The following is a 17140-nucleotide window of genomic DNA, read 5'->3' as shown; positions in this document are numbered from 1 at the left end:
ATCCGTAGTCCCAGACACTTGAGATCAAACGGTGGGAGCTGGCTTGCCTGCGATGGCGGTGTCAGGGCAAAAAATTCAGTTGCCTGATTGACCGCTACCGCAGGCAAGCCAGCTCCTACCAGGGATCTGCCGTGCTGTTGGTTTTTGTTCAATCAATTAAAACGTAATCGCGGCCTTCGACCTGGCCACGGCGCAGCGGGTTCCGAGTGCAATACGGCGCATAGCCAGCATCGACAAAGCGATACATCAGGTGCTCGTCGCGCCCGCTGGGGATGCCCAGGCGGGTGGTCTGGATAATTTGCGCAGGTATCTGGCCCACGTCTTCGACGTAGAGCTGTTCCTGGTCAAAGCGCTTGGCGTCCCACATCGGCACCTTTAACCCCAGCGCCTTGCACAGCAGGGTCTGGCCCGCGCAGAGCTTCTGGGTTGGACGTGGGTGGCCATTGGCGTCCGGATTGTTCAGCAGCATCTGCGCCAGGCTGGCGGTGCCTGCGGTTTCATCCACCCAGGGATAGGCCGATTTGATCAGCACCGCATTGCCCGGGCCCTGGGCGCTGAAGTTCAGCGAATCGCCGCCACGGGCGTAATACATGTAGATGTGGCCGCCATCCAGAAACAAAGCCTTACGCTTTTCTGTGTAACCGAGTGAGGCATGGCTGCCTTTTTCGGCCACGTAATAGGCTTCGGTTTCAATAATTCGCGCCGAAAGCCAGATTTCGCCGACGCGATGGCGTATGACTTTTCCGAGCAATTCGCGCGCAAGGACTTGCGCGTCACGGTCGAAGAAGCTGTCGGGCAGGGCGCTGGCGGGGAATTGGGGGGCAAAACTGGGCATGGCGATCAGGGTTAATACGGCTAAATGTGACGGAATAATAACAACTCCCACCTTAATTACCGCTGAAGGTCGGGTTTTTACAGTTCATTTCGACCATCCGCCCCTCACCGCTGTCAGTCGGGCGGCGTCACAGCTATAATCTGCCGCTTTCCTCCCTGCCAAGACTCCCTGACCATGACTGAGTCCGTTCTTGACTACATGACCCGCCTGGGTCGCGCTGCCCGTCAGGCCTCGCGGTTGATCGCCCGCGCGAGCACCGCGCAGAAGAATCGCGCCCTGTTGGCCGCCGCCGATGCTCTGGATGCCTCGCGCTCCGAGCTGACCGCCGCCAATGAGCAAGACCTGGCCAATGGCCGCGCCAATGGCCTGGAGCCAGCACTGCTGGACCGCCTGGCGCTGACCCCGGCCCGTATCGACGACATGATCGAAGGCCTGCGTCAGGTGGCCAAGCTGCCTGACCCCATCGGTGAAATCCGCGACATGCGCTACCTGCCGTCCGGCATCCAGGTGGGCAAGATGCGCGTGCCCCTGGGCGTGATCGGCATCATCTATGAGTCGCGGCCGAACGTGACCATCGACGCCGCGAGCCTGTGCCTCAAGTCCGGCAACGCCACCATCCTGCGTGGCGGTTCCGAGGCGATCAATTCCAACCGTGCCATCGCCGCGTGCATTCAGCAGGGCCTGGCCGTGGCCGAATTGCCGGCTGAAGTGGTGCAAGTGGTGGAAACCACCGACCGCGCCGCTGTTGGCGCGCTGATCACCATGCCGGAATTCGTCGACGTGATCGTGCCGCGTGGTGGCAAGAGCCTGATCGAGCGCGTCAGCCGTGATGCCAAGGTGCCCGTTATCAAGCACCTGGACGGCGTGTGCCACGTGTACATCGACATCGCTGCCGACATCGACAAGGCCATCCGCATCGCCGACAACGCCAAGACCCACCGCTACGCCCCGTGCAACACCATGGAAACCCTGCTGGTGCACGCCGGCATTGCCGAGCGCGTGTTGCCTCCATTGGCGGCCATCTACCGCGACAAGGGCGTGGAGCTGCGCGGCTGCGAGCGCACCCGTGCGCTGCTGGGCGCGGACGTGATCGAAGCGACCGAGCTGGACTGGTACACCGAATACACGGCGCCAATCCTGTCGATCAAGCTGGTTGATGACCTGGACGAAGCCATCGAACACATCAACACCTACGGCTCCAAGCACACCGACGCCATCGTTTCCGAGCATTTCAGCGATGCGCGGCGTTTCCTCACCGAAGTGGATTCCGCCTCGGTGATGATCAACGCCTCCACGCGCTTTGCCGACGGCTTCGAGTATGGCCTGGGGGCGGAAATCGGCATCTCCACCGACAAGCTCCACGCACGCGGCCCGGTTGGCCTGGAAGGCCTGACGAGCGAGAAGTACGTGGTGTTCGGTGATGGTCATGTGCGCACTTGATGGGTAAACGCATCGGGCTGCTCGGCGGTACATTCGACCCCGTGCACATCGGCCATTTGCGCAGTGCCCTGGAAGTCGCGGATGCCCTCGCGCTGGATGAGTTGCGGGTGATGCCCAATGCGCGGCCGCCCCATCGCGATACGCCGCAGGTGTCAGCGCAGCAGCGCCTGGAAATGGTGCGCCTGGCGGTAGACGGCATTGCGCCGCTGGTGGTGGACGACCATGAGCTCAAGCGCGATAAACCGTCCTACACTGTCGATACCCTGGAAGTCATGCGCGCTGAAATGGCCGCAGATGACCAGTTGTTTCTGCTTTTGGGCTGGGACGCATTTTGCGGCCTGCCCTCTTGGCATCGCTGGGAGGAACTCCTCCAGCATTGCCACATCCTGGTTTTGCAACGCCCGGATGCCGACAGCGAACCGCCGGATGCCTTGCGCAACCTGCTGGCCGCGCGGTCGGTAAGTGACCCCTTGGCCCTGACCGGGCCGAACGGGAATATTGCATTCGTCTGGCAGACCCCGCTTGCGGTGTCCGCCACCCAGATCCGTCAACTGCTGGCCAGCGGTAAGTCGGTACGTTTCCTGGTGCCTGACGCGGTCCTGGCCTACATCGATGCGCACGGGCTTTACCGTGCGTCGAACTGAAAAGGCGCGCTTGAGCGTACGAACAGTCGTACAGCAAGCGCCCGAACATACGAGCAAAACGAGTTTTTTATGACGAACAAAGACGTAAGCAAAGTTAAGCGCAAAGGCACGTTCAAAAGCGCCCCGCTGCCGGTTGAAGCGCACACCGGCCCTGAGCTGGCTGGCGAAGAGCTGGTCAAAGTGGCCGTGGCTGCCCTGGAAGACGTAAAAGCCCAGGACATCCAGGTGCTGGACGTACGTGACAAGCAAAGCATCACCGACTTCATGATCATCGCCACCGGTACCTCGAACCGCCAGATCGGCGCGATGCTCGACAAGGTCCGCGAAGCCGTCAAGGCTCAGGGCGTCAAGCCATTGGGTGAAGAAGGCAAGGGCGACAGCGACTGGGTGCTGCTGGACATGGACGACGTGATCGTTCACATGATGACCTCCAACGCCCGTCAGTTCTACGACCTGGAACGTCTGTGGAAAGGCGCCGAGCAGAGCCGTGCCGCCGATGGCAAGCACCACAGCCCGGAAGTGGGCCACGCGCACTTCGACAAGCTGAACAAAGACCAGGAATAAGGAACGGCTGTGCGCCTGCGTCTGATCGCTGTCGGTTCACGCATGCCCAAGTGGGTGGAAGAAGGCTGGCACGAGTATGCCAAGCGTCTGCCCGCTGAGCTGTCGCTTGAGCTGGTGGAAATACCGCTGAACACCCGGGGCAAGAATGCCGACGTGGCGCGCTTTATCCGTCAGGAAGGCGAAGCCATGCTGGCCAAGGTCGGGCCCAACGAGCGCATTGTCACCCTTGAAGTGCACGGCAAACCCTGGAGCACCGAGCAACTGGCGGTGGAACTGGATCGCTGGCGCCTGGATTCGCGCACGGTGAACTTCATGGTCGGCGGCCCCGAAGGGCTGGCGCCGGAGGTCTGTGCGCGGGCGGACCAGCGCTGGTCGCTGTCGGCGCTGACGCTGCCGCACCCGCTGGTACGGATTCTGATCGGTGAACAGCTGTATCGCGCCTGGACAGTTCTGTCCGGGCACCCTTACCACAAATAATCTGCGCCCCTCCCGATGACCCAGCCGATCCGCATCAAGGACCACGAGAAAGACGCACGTCTGGTACGCGCTCGGGTCGTGTTCGGCGCGTTTCTGGTGGTGGGCCTGATTGGTGTGCTGATTGCGCGCCTGTATTTCCTGCAGGTGATCCAGTACGACTATCACTCCACGCTGTCGGAGAACAACCGGGTGCATGTGCAGCCGATTCCGCCGACCCGTGGGCTGATTTTCGACCGCAATGGCGTGGTGGTGGCGGATAACCGGCCCAGCTTCAGCCTGAGCATGACCCGCGAACGCTCCGGCGACTGGCAGCAGATCCTCGATGTGATCGTTGAAGTGCTGCAGCTCACACCGGAAGACCGGGTGATCTTTGAAAAGCGCATGAAGCAGGGGCGCCGGCCATTCGAGCCGGTGCCGATCCTGTTTGAGCTGACCGAAGAGCAAATCGCCCGGATCGCGGTGAACCAGTTCCGTTTGCCGGGTGTGGAAGTGGTGGCGCAGTTGGTGCGGCATTACCCGCAAGGGCCGCACTTTGCGCATTCCGTGGGCTACATGGGGCGGATCAACGAGAAAGAGCTGAAAACCCTTGATCCGGTGAATTACAGCGGCACCCACCATATCGGCAAAACCGGCATCGAGCGTTTCTACGAGCCCGAGCTGCACGGTCAGGTGGGTTACGAAGAAGTCGAAACCAACGCCCGCGGCCGCGTGCTGCGGGTGCTCAAGCGTACCGATCCGGTACCGGGCAAGGACATCGTGCTGAGCCTGGACATCAAGCTGCAGGAAGCGGCGGAGATGGCCCTGGGCGGGCGGCGTGGCGCGGTTGTCGCGCTGGACCCGACTACCGGCGAAGTACTGGCGATGGTCAGCCAGCCGAGCTTTGACCCCAACCTGTTCGTGACCGGTATCAGCTTCAAGGCTTACGCCGAGCTGCGAGACTCCATCGACCGGCCGCTGTTCAACCGCGTGCTGCGCGGTTTGTACCCGCCGGGCTCGACCATCAAGCCCGCCGTCGCGATTGCCGGCCTTGACGCAGGCGTGGTCACCGCCTCCAGCCGCGTGTATGACCCGGGCTACTACATGCTGCCCAACTACGATCACAAATACCGTAACTGGAACCGCACCGGTGACGGCTATGTCGATTTGGACACCGCCATCATGCGCTCCAACGACACCTATTTTTACGATCTGGCCCACAAGCTGGGCATCGATCGCCTGTCTGCCTATATGGGCAAGTTCGGCCTCGGCCAGAAAGTCTCCCTGGATATGTTCGAAGAATCCCCTGGCCTGATGCCATCGCGGGAATGGAAACGCGCGACCCGTCGTCAGGCGTGGTTCCCCGGCGAAACCCTGATTCTCGGCATTGGCCAGGGCTACATGCAGGCCACGCCTTTGCAGTTGGCCCAAGCCACGGCACTGGTGGCCAACAAGGGCGTGTGGAACCGCCCGCACCTGGCCAAGACCATCGAAGGCGAAAAGCCGGTGGATGAGAACCCGATTCCCGACATCGTGCTGCGCGACCCGTCCGACTGGACCAAGGTCAACCACGGCATGCAACAAGTGATGCACGGCGCTCGCGGCACCGCGCGCAAGGCGGCAGTCGGCGCGCAATACCGGATTGCCGGCAAGAGCGGTACCGCCCAGGTGGTCGCGATCAAGCAGGGCGAAAAATATGACCGCTCCAAGGTTCAGGAACGCCACCGTGACCACGCCTTGTTTGTTGGCTTTGCCCCGGCGGATGCGCCAAAAATCGTGGTGGCGGTGATGGTCGAGAACGGTGAGTCCGGCTCCGGCGTGGCGGCGCCCGTGGTGCGTCAGATCATGGACGCCTGGCTGTTGGCCGACGACGGCAGGCTCAAGCCCGAATATGGCGGCCCCCCTTCAAACACCGAGGTCACGGCCCGTGAAGAGTAATTTTGACCGCATCCTCTCCAGCGAGGATGTGATGCGTCGCCGCGCGACGTTGCTGCAGCGCATGCACATTGATGGCCCGCTGCTGATCCTGCTGCTGACCCTTGCGGCCGGCAGCCTGTTTGTCCTGTATTCGGCCAGCGGCAAGAACTGGGATTTGCTGATCAAGCAAGCGTCCTCATTCGGCCTGGGCCTGCTGTCGATGGTGGTGATCGCCCAGCTGGAGCCGCGTTTCATGGCGCGTTGGGTGCCGTTGGGCTATGTGGTCGGGGTGTTGCTGCTGGTGGTGGTGGACGTGATGGGCCACAACGCCATGGGCGCGACGCGCTGGATCAACATTCCGGGGGTGATCCGCTTCCAGCCCTCGGAATTTCTCAAGATCCTGATGCCGGCGACCATCGCCTGGTACCTGTCCAAGCGCACCTTGCCACCGCAACTCAAGCACGTGGGCGTCAGCCTGCTGTTGATCGGTGTGCCGTTTATCCTCATCGTGCGCCAGCCCGACCTTGGCACCTCGCTGCTGATTCTCGCCGGTGGCGCGTTCGTGCTGTTCATGGGCGGGCTGCGCTGGCGCTGGATCCTCAGTGTGCTGGCGGCCGCGATCCCGGTGGCGGTGGCGATGTGGTTCTTCTTCATGCACGACTACCAGAAGCAGCGGATTCTGACGTTCCTAGACCCGGAGAGCGACCCGCTGGGCACCGGCTGGAACATCATTCAGTCCAAGGCCGCCATCGGTTCCGGCGGCGTCTTTGGCAAGGGCTGGTTGCTGGGCACCCAGTCGCATTTGGACTTTTTGCCCGAGAGCCACACGGACTTCATCATTGCGGTGCTCGGCGAAGAGTTCGGCCTGGTGGGCATTTGCGCCTTGCTGTTGATCTATGTGCTGTTGATCGGACGCGGCCTGGTGATCACTGCCCAGGCGCAGACGCTGTTCGGCAAGTTGCTCGCCGGCAGCCTGACCATGACTTTTTTTGTTTATGTTTTCGTCAACATCGGTATGGTCAGTGGCCTGCTGCCGGTGGTTGGGGTGCCGTTGCCTTTCATTAGCTACGGCGGAACTTCGCTGGTGACATTGCTGTCAGCGTTTGGGGTTTTGATGTCGATTCATACGCATCGCAAGTGGATCGCACAGGTTTGAATAAGGTGAAGATGTCAATGCAAGTAATGCGCGGCTGGGCGACTCGGCACGCGTCCTGGATGAGCCTGATCGGGCTGCTGGGCGCAACGCAAGAGGCGCAGGCCGGTGACTACGATGGTTCACCCCAGGTTGCCGAATTTGTCGGCGAGATGACCCGCGACTACGGTTTCGCCGGTGAACAGCTGATGGGCGTGTTTCGCGAAGCCCAGCGCAAGCAGGCGATCCTCGATGCCATTTCGCGGCCCGCCGAGCGCGTCAAACAGTGGAAAGAATACCGCCCGATGTTCCTCACCGACGCCCGTGTGGCGCGGGGCGTGGACTTCTGGCGCCAGCACGAAGCCGCGTTGGCCCGCGCCGAGCAGGAATATGGTGTGCCGGCCCAGGTCATTGTCGCGATCATCGGCATTGAAACCTTCTACGGGCGCAATACCGGCAGTTACCGGGTGATCGACGCACTGTCGACCCTGGGTTTCGATTACCCGCCACGCGCCGAGTTCTTCCGCAAGGAGCTGCGCGAATTTCTGCTGCTGGCCCGCGAAGAGCAGGTCGACCCGCTGACCCTCAAAGGCTCCTACGCCGGTGCGATGGGCTTGCCGCAGTTCATGCCGAGCAGTTTCCGCGCCTATGCGGTGGACTTCGACGGCGACGGCCATATCAACATCTGGAGCAACCCGGACGACGCCATCGGCAGCGTGGCCAGCTACTTCAAGCGCCATGGCTGGGTCGCGGGCGAGCCTGTGGTGATCCGCGCCGATGTCGCCGGGGATCGCGCCGATGAAGGCCTTACCCAGGGCATCGAGCCGGCCAAGACCGTTGGGGAGTTGCGAGCGCTGGGCTGGTCGAGTCAGAATGCGCCACGCGATGACATGCCGGTGACGGCGTTTCGCCTGGAGGGCGAAAACGGCCCGGAATACTGGATGGGCCTGAAGAATTTTTACGCAATTACGCGTTATAACCGCAGTGTGATGTACGCCATGGCCGTGCATCAGCTGTCAGACATGCTGGTCCAAGCACGGGGCAACAAGTAATGCGGGTATCGCCGTTCCATAAACCGCTCAAGCTGGTGGCGTTCGCCGCGTTGTCCTTGCTGGTTGTCAGTTGCTCATCCACCACCAGTCGCGCCCCGGCGCAGAAGGGTGGCGCCATCGTTCGCGCCCAGCCGGGGCTGGACATCAACCGCGCCCACAAAGACGGCGCGCCGTGGTGGGACGTCGATGTTTCGAAGATCCCGGACGCCACACCCACCCTGCACACAGGTCCCTACAAGGCCAACCCGTATACCGTGCTGGGTAAAAACTACTTCCCGTTGCAGGAATCCAAGACTTACTCGCAGACGGGTACGGCCTCCTGGTACGGCACCAAATTCCATGGCCAGAACACCGCCAATGGCGAAGTGTATGACCTGTATGGCATGAGCGCGGCGCACAAAACCCTGCCACTGCCCAGCTATGTGCGCGTGACCAATCTGGACAACAACCGCACGGTGATCCTGCGGGTCAACGATCGCGGGCCGTTTTATTCGGACCGGATCATCGACTTGTCCTACGCTGCCGCGAAGAAACTCGGTTATGCCGAAATCGGTACCGCGCGCGTGAAGGTTGAGGGCATCGACCCCGTTCAATACTGGGCCCAGCGTGGCAAGCCGGCGCCGTTGATGCTCAACGAGCCGCAAACGCCACAGCCGCAAGTCACCGCCTCGGCCGGCAAGATTGAACAATGGACGCCGCCGCCGGCGCAGCACGCGCCGGACACCGTGGTGGTCCCGCACGCAGCGCCGGGTGCCTCGATGGTCGGTGGGCAGTACCTGCAAGTGGGCGCTTTCGCCAACCCGGATGCGGCAGAACTGTTAAGGTCCAAGCTCAGCGGTATGGTCAGCGCGCCGGTGTTCATCAGCTCCATCGTGCGTAACCAGCAAACCCTGCACCGTGTGCGCATGGGCCCGATTGGTTCGCCGAGCGAAGTGGCGCAAGTGCAGAACAGCGTGCGTCTGGCCAACCTGGGGCAACCCAGCGTGGTCACCGCCGAATAAGTAAAGGATTGATGGCTCAGGTTCGCCTGGGCCCTGGTTGCTGGCTCGTTGAACAACAAAAACCCGGGGGCAAGGGGTGAGCGGGCAACCGAACACGCGACAGTCTGGCAACGGCCTGTCTGAATAAGTTTTGCCCGCGAGGGCAAGTTTCCATAAGCAATTTCGAGAGACGGATGAACATCACCACCTTAGCCAAACGCACGTGCCTGCTTCTTTCGCTGATCATCACCCCGGCCGCCTGGGCGGTTGAAATGGTGCCGGCTTCCCCGCAACTGGCCGCCAAGGCCTGGGTCCTCATGGATGCCGCCAGCGGCAACGTGCTGGTCGAGAACAATGGTGACCAGCGCCTGCCCCCGGCCAGCTTGACCAAGCTGATGACGGCGTACATTGCGACCCTGGAAATCCGTCGCGGTCAGATCGGCGAGAATGACCCGGTGACCGTCAGCGAAAACGCCTGGCGCACCGGCGGTTCGCGGATGTTCATCAAGGTTGGCTCGCAAGTGACCGTGAGCGACCTGCTGCACGGCATCATCATTCAGTCTGGCAACGACGCCAGCGTGGCCCTGTCCGAGCACATCGCCGGCAGCGAAGACGCGTTCGCCGACATGATGAACAAAACCGCCGGCGACCTGGGCATGAGCAACAGCCACTTCATGAACCCGACCGGCCTGCCGAACCCTGAGCACTATTCCTCGGCCCATGACATGGCGTTGCTGGCCCGCGCGATCATTCGTGTCGACCCGGTGCACTACGCCATCTATTCCCAGAAGGAGTTCTTCTGGAACAACATCAAGCAGCCTAACCGCAACCTGCTGCTGTGGCGCGACAAAACCGTTGATGGCCTGAAAACCGGTCACACCGAAGAGGCCGGCTACTGCATGGTGTCGTCCGCGGTACGTGATGGCCAGCGCCTGATCGCCGTGGTCTTCGGCACCAACAGCGAACAAGCCCGCGCGGCCGAAACGCAAAAGCTGCTGACCTACGGTTTCCGCTTCTTCGAAACCCAGACCTTCTATCAGAAGGGTGCTGAGCTGGCGACTGCGCCGGTCTGGAAAGGTGCCACCTCGCAAGTCAAGGCCGGCCTGGCTGACGACCTGACCCTGACCATGCCTAAAGGCCAGCTGAAAAAGCTCGCCGCCAGCATGACCCTGAACCCGCAATTGGTTGCCCCAATCGCCAAGGGTGACGTGATCGGCAAGGTGGAAGTGAAGCTGGACGACAAGGTTGTGCACAGCGCTGACCTGATCGCTCTGGACGCCGTTGACGAAGGTGGTATCTTCCGCCGCGTCTGGGATAGCATCCGTCTATTCTTCTACAGCTTGTTCAACTGATAGTGTGCACCTGCAAAGCCCCGTGTTGATCCGACACGGGGCTTTGCCCGTCGCCACGGCTTACGCTTACGAGGCCGTTACGCCATGACCGATAAAGAAGTAAAGGCGCCAAAGATCGAATTCCCGGTGACGGATTATCCTGTCAAGGTGATCAGCGATACCGGCGTGGGCCGCAAGGACAAGATTCTCGAGATCGTGCGCAAATACGCCACGATCAACGACAACCGCGTGGACGAGCGTCAAAGCTCCACCGGCAAATACACCACGATCCAGTTGCACATCGTTGCGACGGATCAGGACCAGCTTTACAACATCAATAGCGAATTGCGGGCTACCGGCTTCGTGCACATGGTGCTGTGATGTCACAGGTTCTGGGCTTTCGCGAGCTCGGCCAGATGGCCTACGAGCCTGTCTGGCACGCCATGCAGCGTTTCACCAATGAACGCGGCAGTTCGGCCCCCGATGAAATCTGGCTGGTGGAGCACCCGCCGGTGTTCACCCAGGGTCAGGCCGGCAAGGCTGAGCATCTGCTGCTGCCGGGGGATATTCCGGTGGTGCAGGTCGACCGAGGTGGCCAAGTGACTTACCATGGCCCCGGACAACTTGTCGCATACCTATTGCTGGACGTGCGCAAGCTGGGTTTTGGCGTGCGCGACCTGGTGAGCCGCATGGAAGCTTGCCTGATCGAGCTGCTGGCCAGTTATGGCGTGACCGCCGCGGCCAAGCCCGATGCACCCGGTGTGTATGTGGACGGCGCGAAAATCGCTTCACTCGGTTTGCGCATTCGCCACGGCTGTTCCTTTCATGGCCTGGCCCTGAACGTGGACATGGACCTGGCGCCGTTTCGGCGGATCAACCCGTGCGGCTATGCCGGGCTGGCGATGACCCAACTGAGCGACCACGCCACACCGATTAAATTTGCCGAGGTAAGTGCCCGGCTGCGCGCGCAGCTCGTCAAACACCTCGACTATGCTGAGCAGACGACCCTCACGGGCGGAATCGACTGATTATGACTACTGATGCAGTGCAAACCATGATCCCGACGCTGGACGTTACCGACCGTCCGGCCCCGGCCCCGCGTGCCAAGGTGGAAGCCGGCGTCAAGCTGCGCGGCGCCGAGAAGGTTGCACGCATCCCGGTGAAGATCATCCCGACCACCGAATTGCCGAAGAAACCCGACTGGATCCGCGTGCGTATCCCGGTTTCGCCGGAAGTCGACCGTATCAAGGCGCTGCTGCGCAAACACAAGCTGCACAGCGTGTGCGAAGAAGCCTCCTGCCCGAACCTGGGCGAGTGCTTCTCCGGCGGCACCGCCACCTTCATGATCATGGGTGACATCTGCACCCGTCGTTGCCCGTTCTGCGACGTCGGCCACGGCCGTCCGAAGCCACTGGACGTCAACGAGCCGGAAAGCCTGGCCATCGCCATTGCCGACCTGCGCCTCAAGTACGTGGTGATCACCTCCGTAGACCGCGACGACCTGCGTGACGGCGGTGCCCAGCACTTTGCCGACTGCATCCGCGAGATCCGCAAGCTGTCGCCGAACGTGATGCTCGAAACCCTGGTCCCGGACTACCGTGGCCGCATGGACGTGGCGCTGGAAATCACCGCCGCCGAGCCGCCGGATGTGTTCAACCACAACCTGGAAACCGTGCCACGCCTGTACAAGGCCGCACGCCCTGGCTCGGACTACCAGTGGTCGCTGACCCTGCTGCAGAAATTCAAGCAGATGATGCCGCACATCCCGACCAAATCCGGCTTGATGCTGGGCCTGGGCGAGACCGACGAAGAAGTGATCGAAGTCATGAAGCGCATGCGCGAACACGACATCGACATGCTGACTCTGGGCCAGTACCTGCAACCATCGCGCAGCCACTTGCCGGTCCAGCGTTTCGTGCACCCGGACACCTTCGCCTGGTTCGCCGAGGAAGGGTACAAGATGGGCTTCAAGAACGTCGCGTCGGGGCCTCTGGTGCGTTCTTCGTACCACGCGGACGAGCAGGCCAAACTGGTCAAGGCTAGCCTGGTTTCGTAACAGCGCCGCTGCCACACACAGTGGGAGTCGGCTTTTTGTGGGAGCTGGCTTGCCTGCGATAGCCTAACCTCGGTGCTCCAGACACACCGAGGTGCCAGCATCGCAGGCAAGCCAGCTCCCACAGTTCGTTTTGCGCCATACAGGGAGATCAATGGATGACAACTGCCGTACCCGCATTGCGCGCCGAAGGCACCATCGGCCTCATCGCCCCCGCTGGCCCCGCCGCGCTGGACATTGAAAAAGCCGGCCAATGGATGCGCGCCCGTGGCTTCGAGTTGCGCATCTTCCCCGGCGTTTACGAGCGCGACGGCTACCTGGCCGGCAGCGATGACGTGCGTTTGCGTGACCTGCACGCGGCCTTCGCCGACCCTGAAATCGACGCCATTTTCTGCCTGCGTGGCGGCTACGGTACGCCACGCTTGCTCGATCGCCTGGACTTCGACCTGTTGCGCGCCAATCCCAAGCCGTTCGTGGGCTACAGCGACATCACCGCGCTGCACCTGGCAATCAGCCGTTACGCCGGGTTCGTGACGTTCCACGGCCCGATGCTCAACGCCGACTTGCTCGGTGAAAAGCAGCAACCTACGGAGTCATCACTGCTCAGCATGCTCCGGGGTGACCTCGGTGCGGGCAGTGAGCTGGCGCACCCGGTGGCTTACCCGTTGACGACTATCGAGCCTGGCATCGCTTGCGGGCGCTTGTTGGGCGGCAACCTGTCGATGATCGCGGCCGTTATGGGCACGGCCTACGAAATGGACGCTGAAGACATCATCCTGCTGATCGAGGACGTCAACGAGCCGATCTACCGCATTGACCGCTTGCTGACCCATCTGCGGCTGGCCGGCAAGCTGGCTCAGGTGGCCGGTGTGCTGGTGGGGGATGTGGCGGGGGTGGACAAGCTGGCGCTGGAGAGGCTGCTCAAGCAGACCTTCGAACCGCTGTGCATTCCGGTGTTGTCCGGCTGGCGCAGTGGGCATTGCGATCCGAACCTGACGCTGCCGATGGGGGCGCTGGTAAGGCTGGATGCGGGGGAGCAGTGGTTGGTGCTGGAGCAGGATGTGGTCTTTAAATAGTGGTTGCCGGTAATGAGGCCATTGCAGGCAAGCCAGCTCCCACATTCGAAATGTGTTCACAAATCAAAATGTGGGAGCTGGCTTGCCTGCGATAGCGGTAGCCACCATCCGCAGATCTATTGACCCTGCAGTGACTCCAGCAACTTCACCGTCGGATACCCGTCTGCCGGCCAGCCCAGCGCCTGCTGCGCCGCACGAATCGCCTTGCGCGTATTCGCACCGATAATCCCGTCCGGGTTGCCCGCGTCATAACCCTTGGCGCTGAGTGCCGTTTGCAGGTCGATACGCTGTGAGCGGCTCAGCGGCAGTTCATCCTTCGGCCAATCACCACGAATCACACCACCGCCGGCAAATCTTTCCGACAACAGGCCCACCGCCAGCGCGTAGGACGACGAGTTGTTGTACTTAAGGATCGCGCGGAAGTTATCCAGCACCAGGAACGCCGGGCCACGGTAGCCGGCGGGCAGCAGCAGGGCGGCGGACAGTTGGTCGACATTGGCCGGCATGCGCGCGCCAGGTGGCAGTTGGATACCCAGTTTCAGCCATTCGGCGACGGGCTTGCGGATGCCGCCGTCGGCCAGGGCGTAGTCGAAATTCGCCGGCAGTTGTTGCACCTCAAAGCCCCACGGCTGGCCTTTCTGCCAGCCGGAGCTTTGCAGGTAATGCGCGGTGGAGGCGAGCGCATCCGACGGGCTGTTCCAGATATCGCGGCGCCCGTCCCCGTCGAAATCGACGGCGTGGGTGTTGTAGGTAGTCGGAATGAACTGGGTCTGGCCCATGGCACCGGCCCAGGAGCCTTTCATCTGATCGGCCTGGATGTCACCGTGCTGGATAATCTGCAGCGCCGCCAGCAATTGCGCCTGGGCGAATGCCGGGCGACGGCCTTCGTACGCCAGGGTCGCCAGTGAGCGGATCACCGAATTATTGCCCTGGAACTGGCCAAAGTTGCTTTCCATGCCCCACACCGAGACCAGCGCCTGGCGGTCAACGCCATAGCGCTGTTCGATGCTTTGCAGGATGTCGGCGTATTTGATCAGCAGGGCCTGGCCGTTACGCACACGCACCGGCGACAGGGCGCCGTCGAGGTATTCCCACACAGGGCGGGAAAATTCCGGCTGGCTGCGGTCGGCGCGGATCACCGCCATATCAGGGGTGACGTTGGCGAAGGCGTTGTCGAAGACGGCAGCGGTAATCCCGGTCTTCAGGGCTTCCACACGAAAGCCGGCCTGCCATTCGGCGAAGGTTTGGGTCGGTTGGATATCAAGGTTGTCCACAGCCAGAGGTGCAACCACGGCGGGCGCGACGGCCGGTACGGTTTGCAGTTTCGGCAGGGGTTGGGCGTCCGCGGCGGTGGGTTTCTCCGCGCAGGCGACCAGCAGAATGAGGCTGGAGGCAGCGATCAATTGGCGAAAGTGCCAACGACGGGAAAGACTAGAGGGCATGCACAGGTCCAGGGATTACAAATCAGGTGCAGACCTTATCATGCCGGAGGGGCGCTTGCCTTCAGGCAGCCAGAAAGTAAGAAGCCTCCCAGCTATCAGACTGGAAGGCTTCGCGGCGGTAGCTGCCTTTGCCCTTGCCGGCGCGTTCCTGACGGCTGCGGAACAGTGGCTGGGCGATAATGGATTTGGCCTTGTTGGGGCCATGCTTGGATGGCTTTTTGCTCATGCTGGGTACTCTCTTGAGGTGGGATGAAGCGGTGCAAATCATCTGCCGAAGTGGCGCGGCTGTAAAGCCCGGCGATAAGTAGGCGTTTTCGCACGGTTATGTGGGTATGAGTAATGTGGGAGCTGGCTTGCCTGCGATGCTGGCACCTCGGTGTATCAGGTGCACCGAGCTGATGCTATCGCAGGCAAGCCAGCTCCCACACAAGCCAGCTCGCGCAGGGAAGGAAAGCGAGGTTATTCGGCGGGCAGTGACAGGCGCTGGCCAGCCATCAATAGCGACAAACGGCTCAAGCTCATCCACGGCGAACCCGCGGCCTGGCCCTTGATCTGCGCATCAATGCGTTGGGCCTCCAGCAACAATTGCGCCCAGCGTTGCGCCGAATGCCGTTGCAAGGCTTTGCTCATCAGCGGTTTGCGTTTGTCCCACACCGGCGGTTTGGCCTGGCTGAAGGCTTTGTCCAATGGAATACCCTGGCTGTACTGCAGGGCAATATTGGCCAACACCCGCAACTCCCGGGCCAGGGCCCACAGAATCACCGGAGGCTCCACGCCTTCGCCACGCAGGCCTTCGAGCATGCGCAAGGCGTGGGCGGGTTCGCCATTGAGGATCGCATCCACCAGCCCGAACACGTCGAAACGCGCACTGTCAGCCACCGCGCCCTGCACGGTTTCGACAGTGATTTGTCCGTCTTCGGCCATCAACTTGAGCTTTTCGATCTCCTGGGCGGCGGCAAGCAAGTTGCCTTCGACCCGGGCGGCGATCAATTCCACAGCGTCTTGCGTCGCCGATAGCCCTGACTGGGACAGCCGTTGGCGAATCCACTGCGGCAGCTGGTTGCTGTCCACTGGCCAGATCTGGATGAACTGGGTGTGTGGCCCCTCCACCAGCGCCTTGCCCCACTTGGTTTTCTGCGCGCTGCCATCGAGCTTGGGCAGGCTGACGAGCAATACCGTGTCTTCGGCAGGCCGCGAGCAGTATTCCATCAGCGCCGCCGCGCCCTTGTCGCCGGGCTTGCCCGAAGGCAGGCGCAGTTCCAGCAGGCGTTTTTCGGCAAACAGCGACATGCTCGCACCGGCTTGCAGCAACGTACCCCAGTCGAAACTGGCGTCGGCACTGAACACCTGGCGTTCGTCGAAACCTTGCTGGCGCGCGGCACTGCGAATCGCATCGGCTGCTTCCTGGCACAGCAGCGGGTCATCACCGCTGACGATGTAGACCGGCGCAAGGCCACCTTGCAGGTGTTTGGCGAGTTGGGCGGGGGCGAGTTTCATAGGCAGGTCAAACGGGGCGCTTGGGCGCCCCGCTCGGTTTACTCGACAGGCACTTCAACAGGCGATTGTTTCGGCGTGTTGTCTTCATACTCTTGCGCGGCTTTCAGGGCGTCGGCATCGGCCTTGGCCTTGTTGTCGGCAGTCTGTTGCAGGGCTGCCAGTTTTTCCGGCGTCAGCTGCTGCAGGCGGACCATCATGCGCTGGATCAGCTCGCGGCGCATTTCCTTGCGAACCTGGATGATTTCCGAGTCCGAGCCCACCAGGTTGTTGCCGTCGTGGCTCACGACTTTCTGCACTTCGATCTTGTCGCCCATCAATGGCAGCTGGTCGCGGCCACGCAGTTCGAAGACAAGCTTGGTGTTCAGCTCAATGTCTGACGCACGGCCGGCGCTGGCGTAGCTGAGGTTACGCTGGGTTTCCTGCTCGTCCGCCAGGAACAGTTTGTAGGTTGCACCGGTGTAAACGTGCACGCCGCTGTTTTCCAGGGACTGGCGCAGTTGAACCACGGTGTCGCCATAGGCGTTACGGGCGCTGACGTCGAGTTCCTTGATGCTCAGCTCGTTGGTGCCGGTGCCGCGCAGCTGGAAGCCGCAAGCGCTCAGCAGCACGGCAAGGCCCATCACCAGCAAATTGCGTTTGATCATTTTGTTGCTCCCCTTGAAACCATGTCGGCCTTATCGAGGCCCTAAAGGTTTAGTTCGGCGCAGGGCTCAAGCCCTGCGCC

The 17140-nt window shown here is 61.8% G+C and carries 18 protein-coding genes; 13 read left to right on the top strand and 5 right to left on the bottom strand.

Going from position 1 to position 17140, the window contains the following annotated elements:
- Positions 1–148 precede the first annotated feature (148 nt).
- Positions 149–835, bottom strand: coding sequence for a DNA-3-methyladenine glycosylase (locus ATI14_RS03195; RefSeq protein ID WP_016973921.1), 687 nt, complete (start codon positions 833–835; stop codon positions 149–151).
- A 174-nt stretch (positions 836–1009) separates the two neighbouring features.
- On the opposite strand from ATI14_RS03195, the gene ATI14_RS03190 reads away from it, so the two are divergent.
- The 13 genes from ATI14_RS03190 (at position 1010) to ATI14_RS03130 (ending at position 13477) form a co-directional block, all read left to right on the top strand.
- On the top strand, positions 1010–2275 hold the full coding sequence (locus tag ATI14_RS03190; RefSeq protein ID WP_016973920.1) for a glutamate-5-semialdehyde dehydrogenase: 1266 nt from the start codon (positions 1010–1012) through the stop codon (positions 2273–2275).
- Positions 2275–2919 (top strand): nicotinate-nucleotide adenylyltransferase, encoded by a 645-nt coding sequence (gene nadD, locus ATI14_RS03185; RefSeq protein ID WP_016973919.1) that lies wholly within the window; start codon positions 2275–2277, stop codon positions 2917–2919. The genes ATI14_RS03190 and nadD overlap by 1 nt, the downstream gene beginning before the upstream one ends.
- Positions 2920–2988: 69 nt before the next feature.
- Positions 2989–3483 (top strand): ribosome silencing factor, encoded by a 495-nt coding sequence (gene rsfS / locus ATI14_RS03180; RefSeq protein ID WP_003215432.1) that lies wholly within the window; start codon positions 2989–2991, stop codon positions 3481–3483.
- A 9-nt stretch (positions 3484–3492) separates the two neighbouring features.
- The gene (gene rlmH, locus ATI14_RS03175) at positions 3493–3960 is read left to right on the top strand and encodes a 23S rRNA (pseudouridine(1915)-N(3))-methyltransferase RlmH (protein ID WP_003176297.1); all 468 of its coding nucleotides are present in this window, start codon (positions 3493–3495) and stop codon (positions 3958–3960) included.
- Between the two features lie 15 nt (positions 3961–3975).
- Positions 3976–5874 carry a penicillin-binding protein 2 gene (gene mrdA / locus ATI14_RS03170; RefSeq protein ID WP_016973918.1) on the top strand — a complete coding sequence of 633 codons (1899 nt, stop codon included), beginning with the start codon at positions 3976–3978 and terminating at the stop codon, positions 5872–5874.
- Positions 5875–5905: 31 nt separating this feature from the next.
- Positions 5906–7009 (top strand): rod shape-determining protein RodA, encoded by a 1104-nt coding sequence (gene rodA / locus ATI14_RS03165; protein WP_016973917.1) that lies wholly within the window; start codon positions 5906–5908, stop codon positions 7007–7009.
- Positions 7010–7026: 17 nt separating this feature from the next.
- Entirely contained in the window at positions 7027–8037 is a 1011-nt protein-coding gene (gene mltB / locus ATI14_RS03160; RefSeq protein ID WP_016973916.1) for a lytic murein transglycosylase B, read from the top strand.
- Positions 8037–9038 (top strand): septal ring lytic transglycosylase RlpA family protein, encoded by a 1002-nt coding sequence (locus ATI14_RS03155; protein ID WP_016973915.1) that lies wholly within the window; start codon positions 8037–8039, stop codon positions 9036–9038. Before mltB ends, ATI14_RS03155 begins: the two co-directional genes overlap by 1 nt.
- A gap of 173 nt (positions 9039–9211) precedes the next feature.
- Positions 9212–10369 (top strand): D-alanyl-D-alanine carboxypeptidase family protein, encoded by a 1158-nt coding sequence (locus ATI14_RS03150; RefSeq protein WP_016973914.1) that lies wholly within the window; start codon positions 9212–9214, stop codon positions 10367–10369.
- Positions 10370–10453: 84 nt separating this feature from the next.
- Positions 10454–10729: a DUF493 domain-containing protein gene (locus tag ATI14_RS03145; protein WP_016973913.1), complete on the top strand. Its 276-nt coding sequence runs from the start codon at positions 10454–10456 to the stop codon at positions 10727–10729.
- A complete protein-coding gene (gene lipB / locus ATI14_RS03140; protein ID WP_016973912.1) occupies positions 10729–11376 on the top strand; it encodes a lipoyl(octanoyl) transferase LipB in 648 nt (215 codons plus the stop codon). The genes ATI14_RS03145 and lipB overlap by 1 nt, the downstream gene beginning before the upstream one ends.
- 26 nt (positions 11377–11402) lie before the next feature.
- Positions 11403–12404 carry a lipoyl synthase gene (gene lipA / locus ATI14_RS03135; RefSeq protein ID WP_165448252.1) on the top strand — a complete coding sequence of 334 codons (1002 nt, stop codon included), beginning with the start codon at positions 11403–11405 and terminating at the stop codon, positions 12402–12404.
- A 155-nt stretch (positions 12405–12559) separates the two neighbouring features.
- The gene (locus ATI14_RS03130) at positions 12560–13477 is read left to right on the top strand and encodes a S66 peptidase family protein (protein WP_016973910.1); all 918 of its coding nucleotides are present in this window, start codon (positions 12560–12562) and stop codon (positions 13475–13477) included.
- Between the two features lie 116 nt (positions 13478–13593).
- On the opposite strand, the gene ATI14_RS03125 is transcribed toward ATI14_RS03130, so the two are convergent.
- The 4 genes from ATI14_RS03125 to ATI14_RS03110 all read right to left on the bottom strand — a co-directional run bounded on the left by ATI14_RS03125 (position 13594) and on the right by ATI14_RS03110 (position 17060).
- The gene (locus ATI14_RS03125) at positions 13594–14919 is read right to left on the bottom strand and encodes a lytic murein transglycosylase (protein ID WP_016973909.1); all 1326 of its coding nucleotides are present in this window, start codon (positions 14917–14919) and stop codon (positions 13594–13596) included.
- A gap of 61 nt (positions 14920–14980) precedes the next feature.
- Positions 14981–15145 (bottom strand): alternative ribosome rescue factor ArfA, encoded by a 165-nt coding sequence (gene arfA, locus ATI14_RS03120; RefSeq protein ID WP_003237016.1) that lies wholly within the window; start codon positions 15143–15145, stop codon positions 14981–14983.
- A 233-nt stretch (positions 15146–15378) separates the two neighbouring features.
- A complete protein-coding gene (gene holA, locus ATI14_RS03115; protein WP_016973908.1) occupies positions 15379–16416 on the bottom strand; it encodes a DNA polymerase III subunit delta in 1038 nt (345 codons plus the stop codon).
- A gap of 38 nt (positions 16417–16454) precedes the next feature.
- Entirely contained in the window at positions 16455–17060 is a 606-nt protein-coding gene (locus ATI14_RS03110) for an LPS-assembly lipoprotein LptE (protein ID WP_016973907.1), read from the bottom strand.
- Positions 17061–17140: the final 80 nt, after the last annotated feature.

The sequence above is a fragment of the Pseudomonas tolaasii NCPPB 2192 genome, assembly GCF_002813445.1.
GTDB classification, from domain to species: Bacteria; Pseudomonadota; Gammaproteobacteria; order Pseudomonadales; family Pseudomonadaceae; genus Aquipseudomonas; species Aquipseudomonas tolaasii.
Note: the sequence above shows the minus strand (reverse complement) of the source record. Positions and strands in the feature narration are given on the sequence as shown.

Excerpts from the sequence above, each read along its gene's own strand:
- rsfS (WP_003215432.1), top strand. The coding sequence starts at position 2,989 with ATGACGAACAAAGACGTAAGCAAAGTTAAGCGCAAAGGCACGTTCAAA.
- mrdA (WP_016973918.1), top strand. The coding sequence starts at position 3,976 with ATGACCCAGCCGATCCGCATCAAGGACCACGAGAAAGACGCACGTCTG.
- ATI14_RS03125 (WP_016973909.1), bottom strand. The coding sequence starts at position 14,919 with ATGCCCTCTAGTCTTTCCCGTCGTTGGCACTTTCGCCAATTGATCGCT.
- holA (WP_016973908.1), bottom strand. The coding sequence starts at position 16,416 with ATGAAACTCGCCCCCGCCCAACTCGCCAAACACCTGCAAGGTGGCCTT.
- ATI14_RS03155 (WP_016973915.1), top strand. The coding sequence starts at position 8,037 with ATGCGGGTATCGCCGTTCCATAAACCGCTCAAGCTGGTGGCGTTCGCC.
- ATI14_RS03110 (WP_016973907.1), bottom strand. The coding sequence starts at position 17,060 with ATGATCAAACGCAATTTGCTGGTGATGGGCCTTGCCGTGCTGCTGAGC.
- ATI14_RS03150 (WP_016973914.1), top strand. The coding sequence starts at position 9,212 with ATGAACATCACCACCTTAGCCAAACGCACGTGCCTGCTTCTTTCGCTG.
- arfA (WP_003237016.1), bottom strand. The coding sequence starts at position 15,145 with ATGAGCAAAAAGCCATCCAAGCATGGCCCCAACAAGGCCAAATCCATT.
- rodA (WP_016973917.1), top strand. The coding sequence starts at position 5,906 with ATGCGTCGCCGCGCGACGTTGCTGCAGCGCATGCACATTGATGGCCCG.
- nadD (WP_016973919.1), top strand. The coding sequence starts at position 2,275 with ATGGGTAAACGCATCGGGCTGCTCGGCGGTACATTCGACCCCGTGCAC.
- ATI14_RS03195 (WP_016973921.1), bottom strand. The coding sequence starts at position 835 with ATGCCCAGTTTTGCCCCCCAATTCCCCGCCAGCGCCCTGCCCGACAGC.
- ATI14_RS03130 (WP_016973910.1), top strand. The coding sequence starts at position 12,560 with ATGACAACTGCCGTACCCGCATTGCGCGCCGAAGGCACCATCGGCCTC.
- lipB (WP_016973912.1), top strand. The coding sequence starts at position 10,729 with ATGTCACAGGTTCTGGGCTTTCGCGAGCTCGGCCAGATGGCCTACGAG.
- mltB (WP_016973916.1), top strand. The coding sequence starts at position 7,027 with ATGCAAGTAATGCGCGGCTGGGCGACTCGGCACGCGTCCTGGATGAGC.
- ATI14_RS03190 (WP_016973920.1), top strand. The coding sequence starts at position 1,010 with ATGACTGAGTCCGTTCTTGACTACATGACCCGCCTGGGTCGCGCTGCC.
- lipA (WP_165448252.1), top strand. The coding sequence starts at position 11,403 with ATGATCCCGACGCTGGACGTTACCGACCGTCCGGCCCCGGCCCCGCGT.
- ATI14_RS03145 (WP_016973913.1), top strand. The coding sequence starts at position 10,454 with ATGACCGATAAAGAAGTAAAGGCGCCAAAGATCGAATTCCCGGTGACG.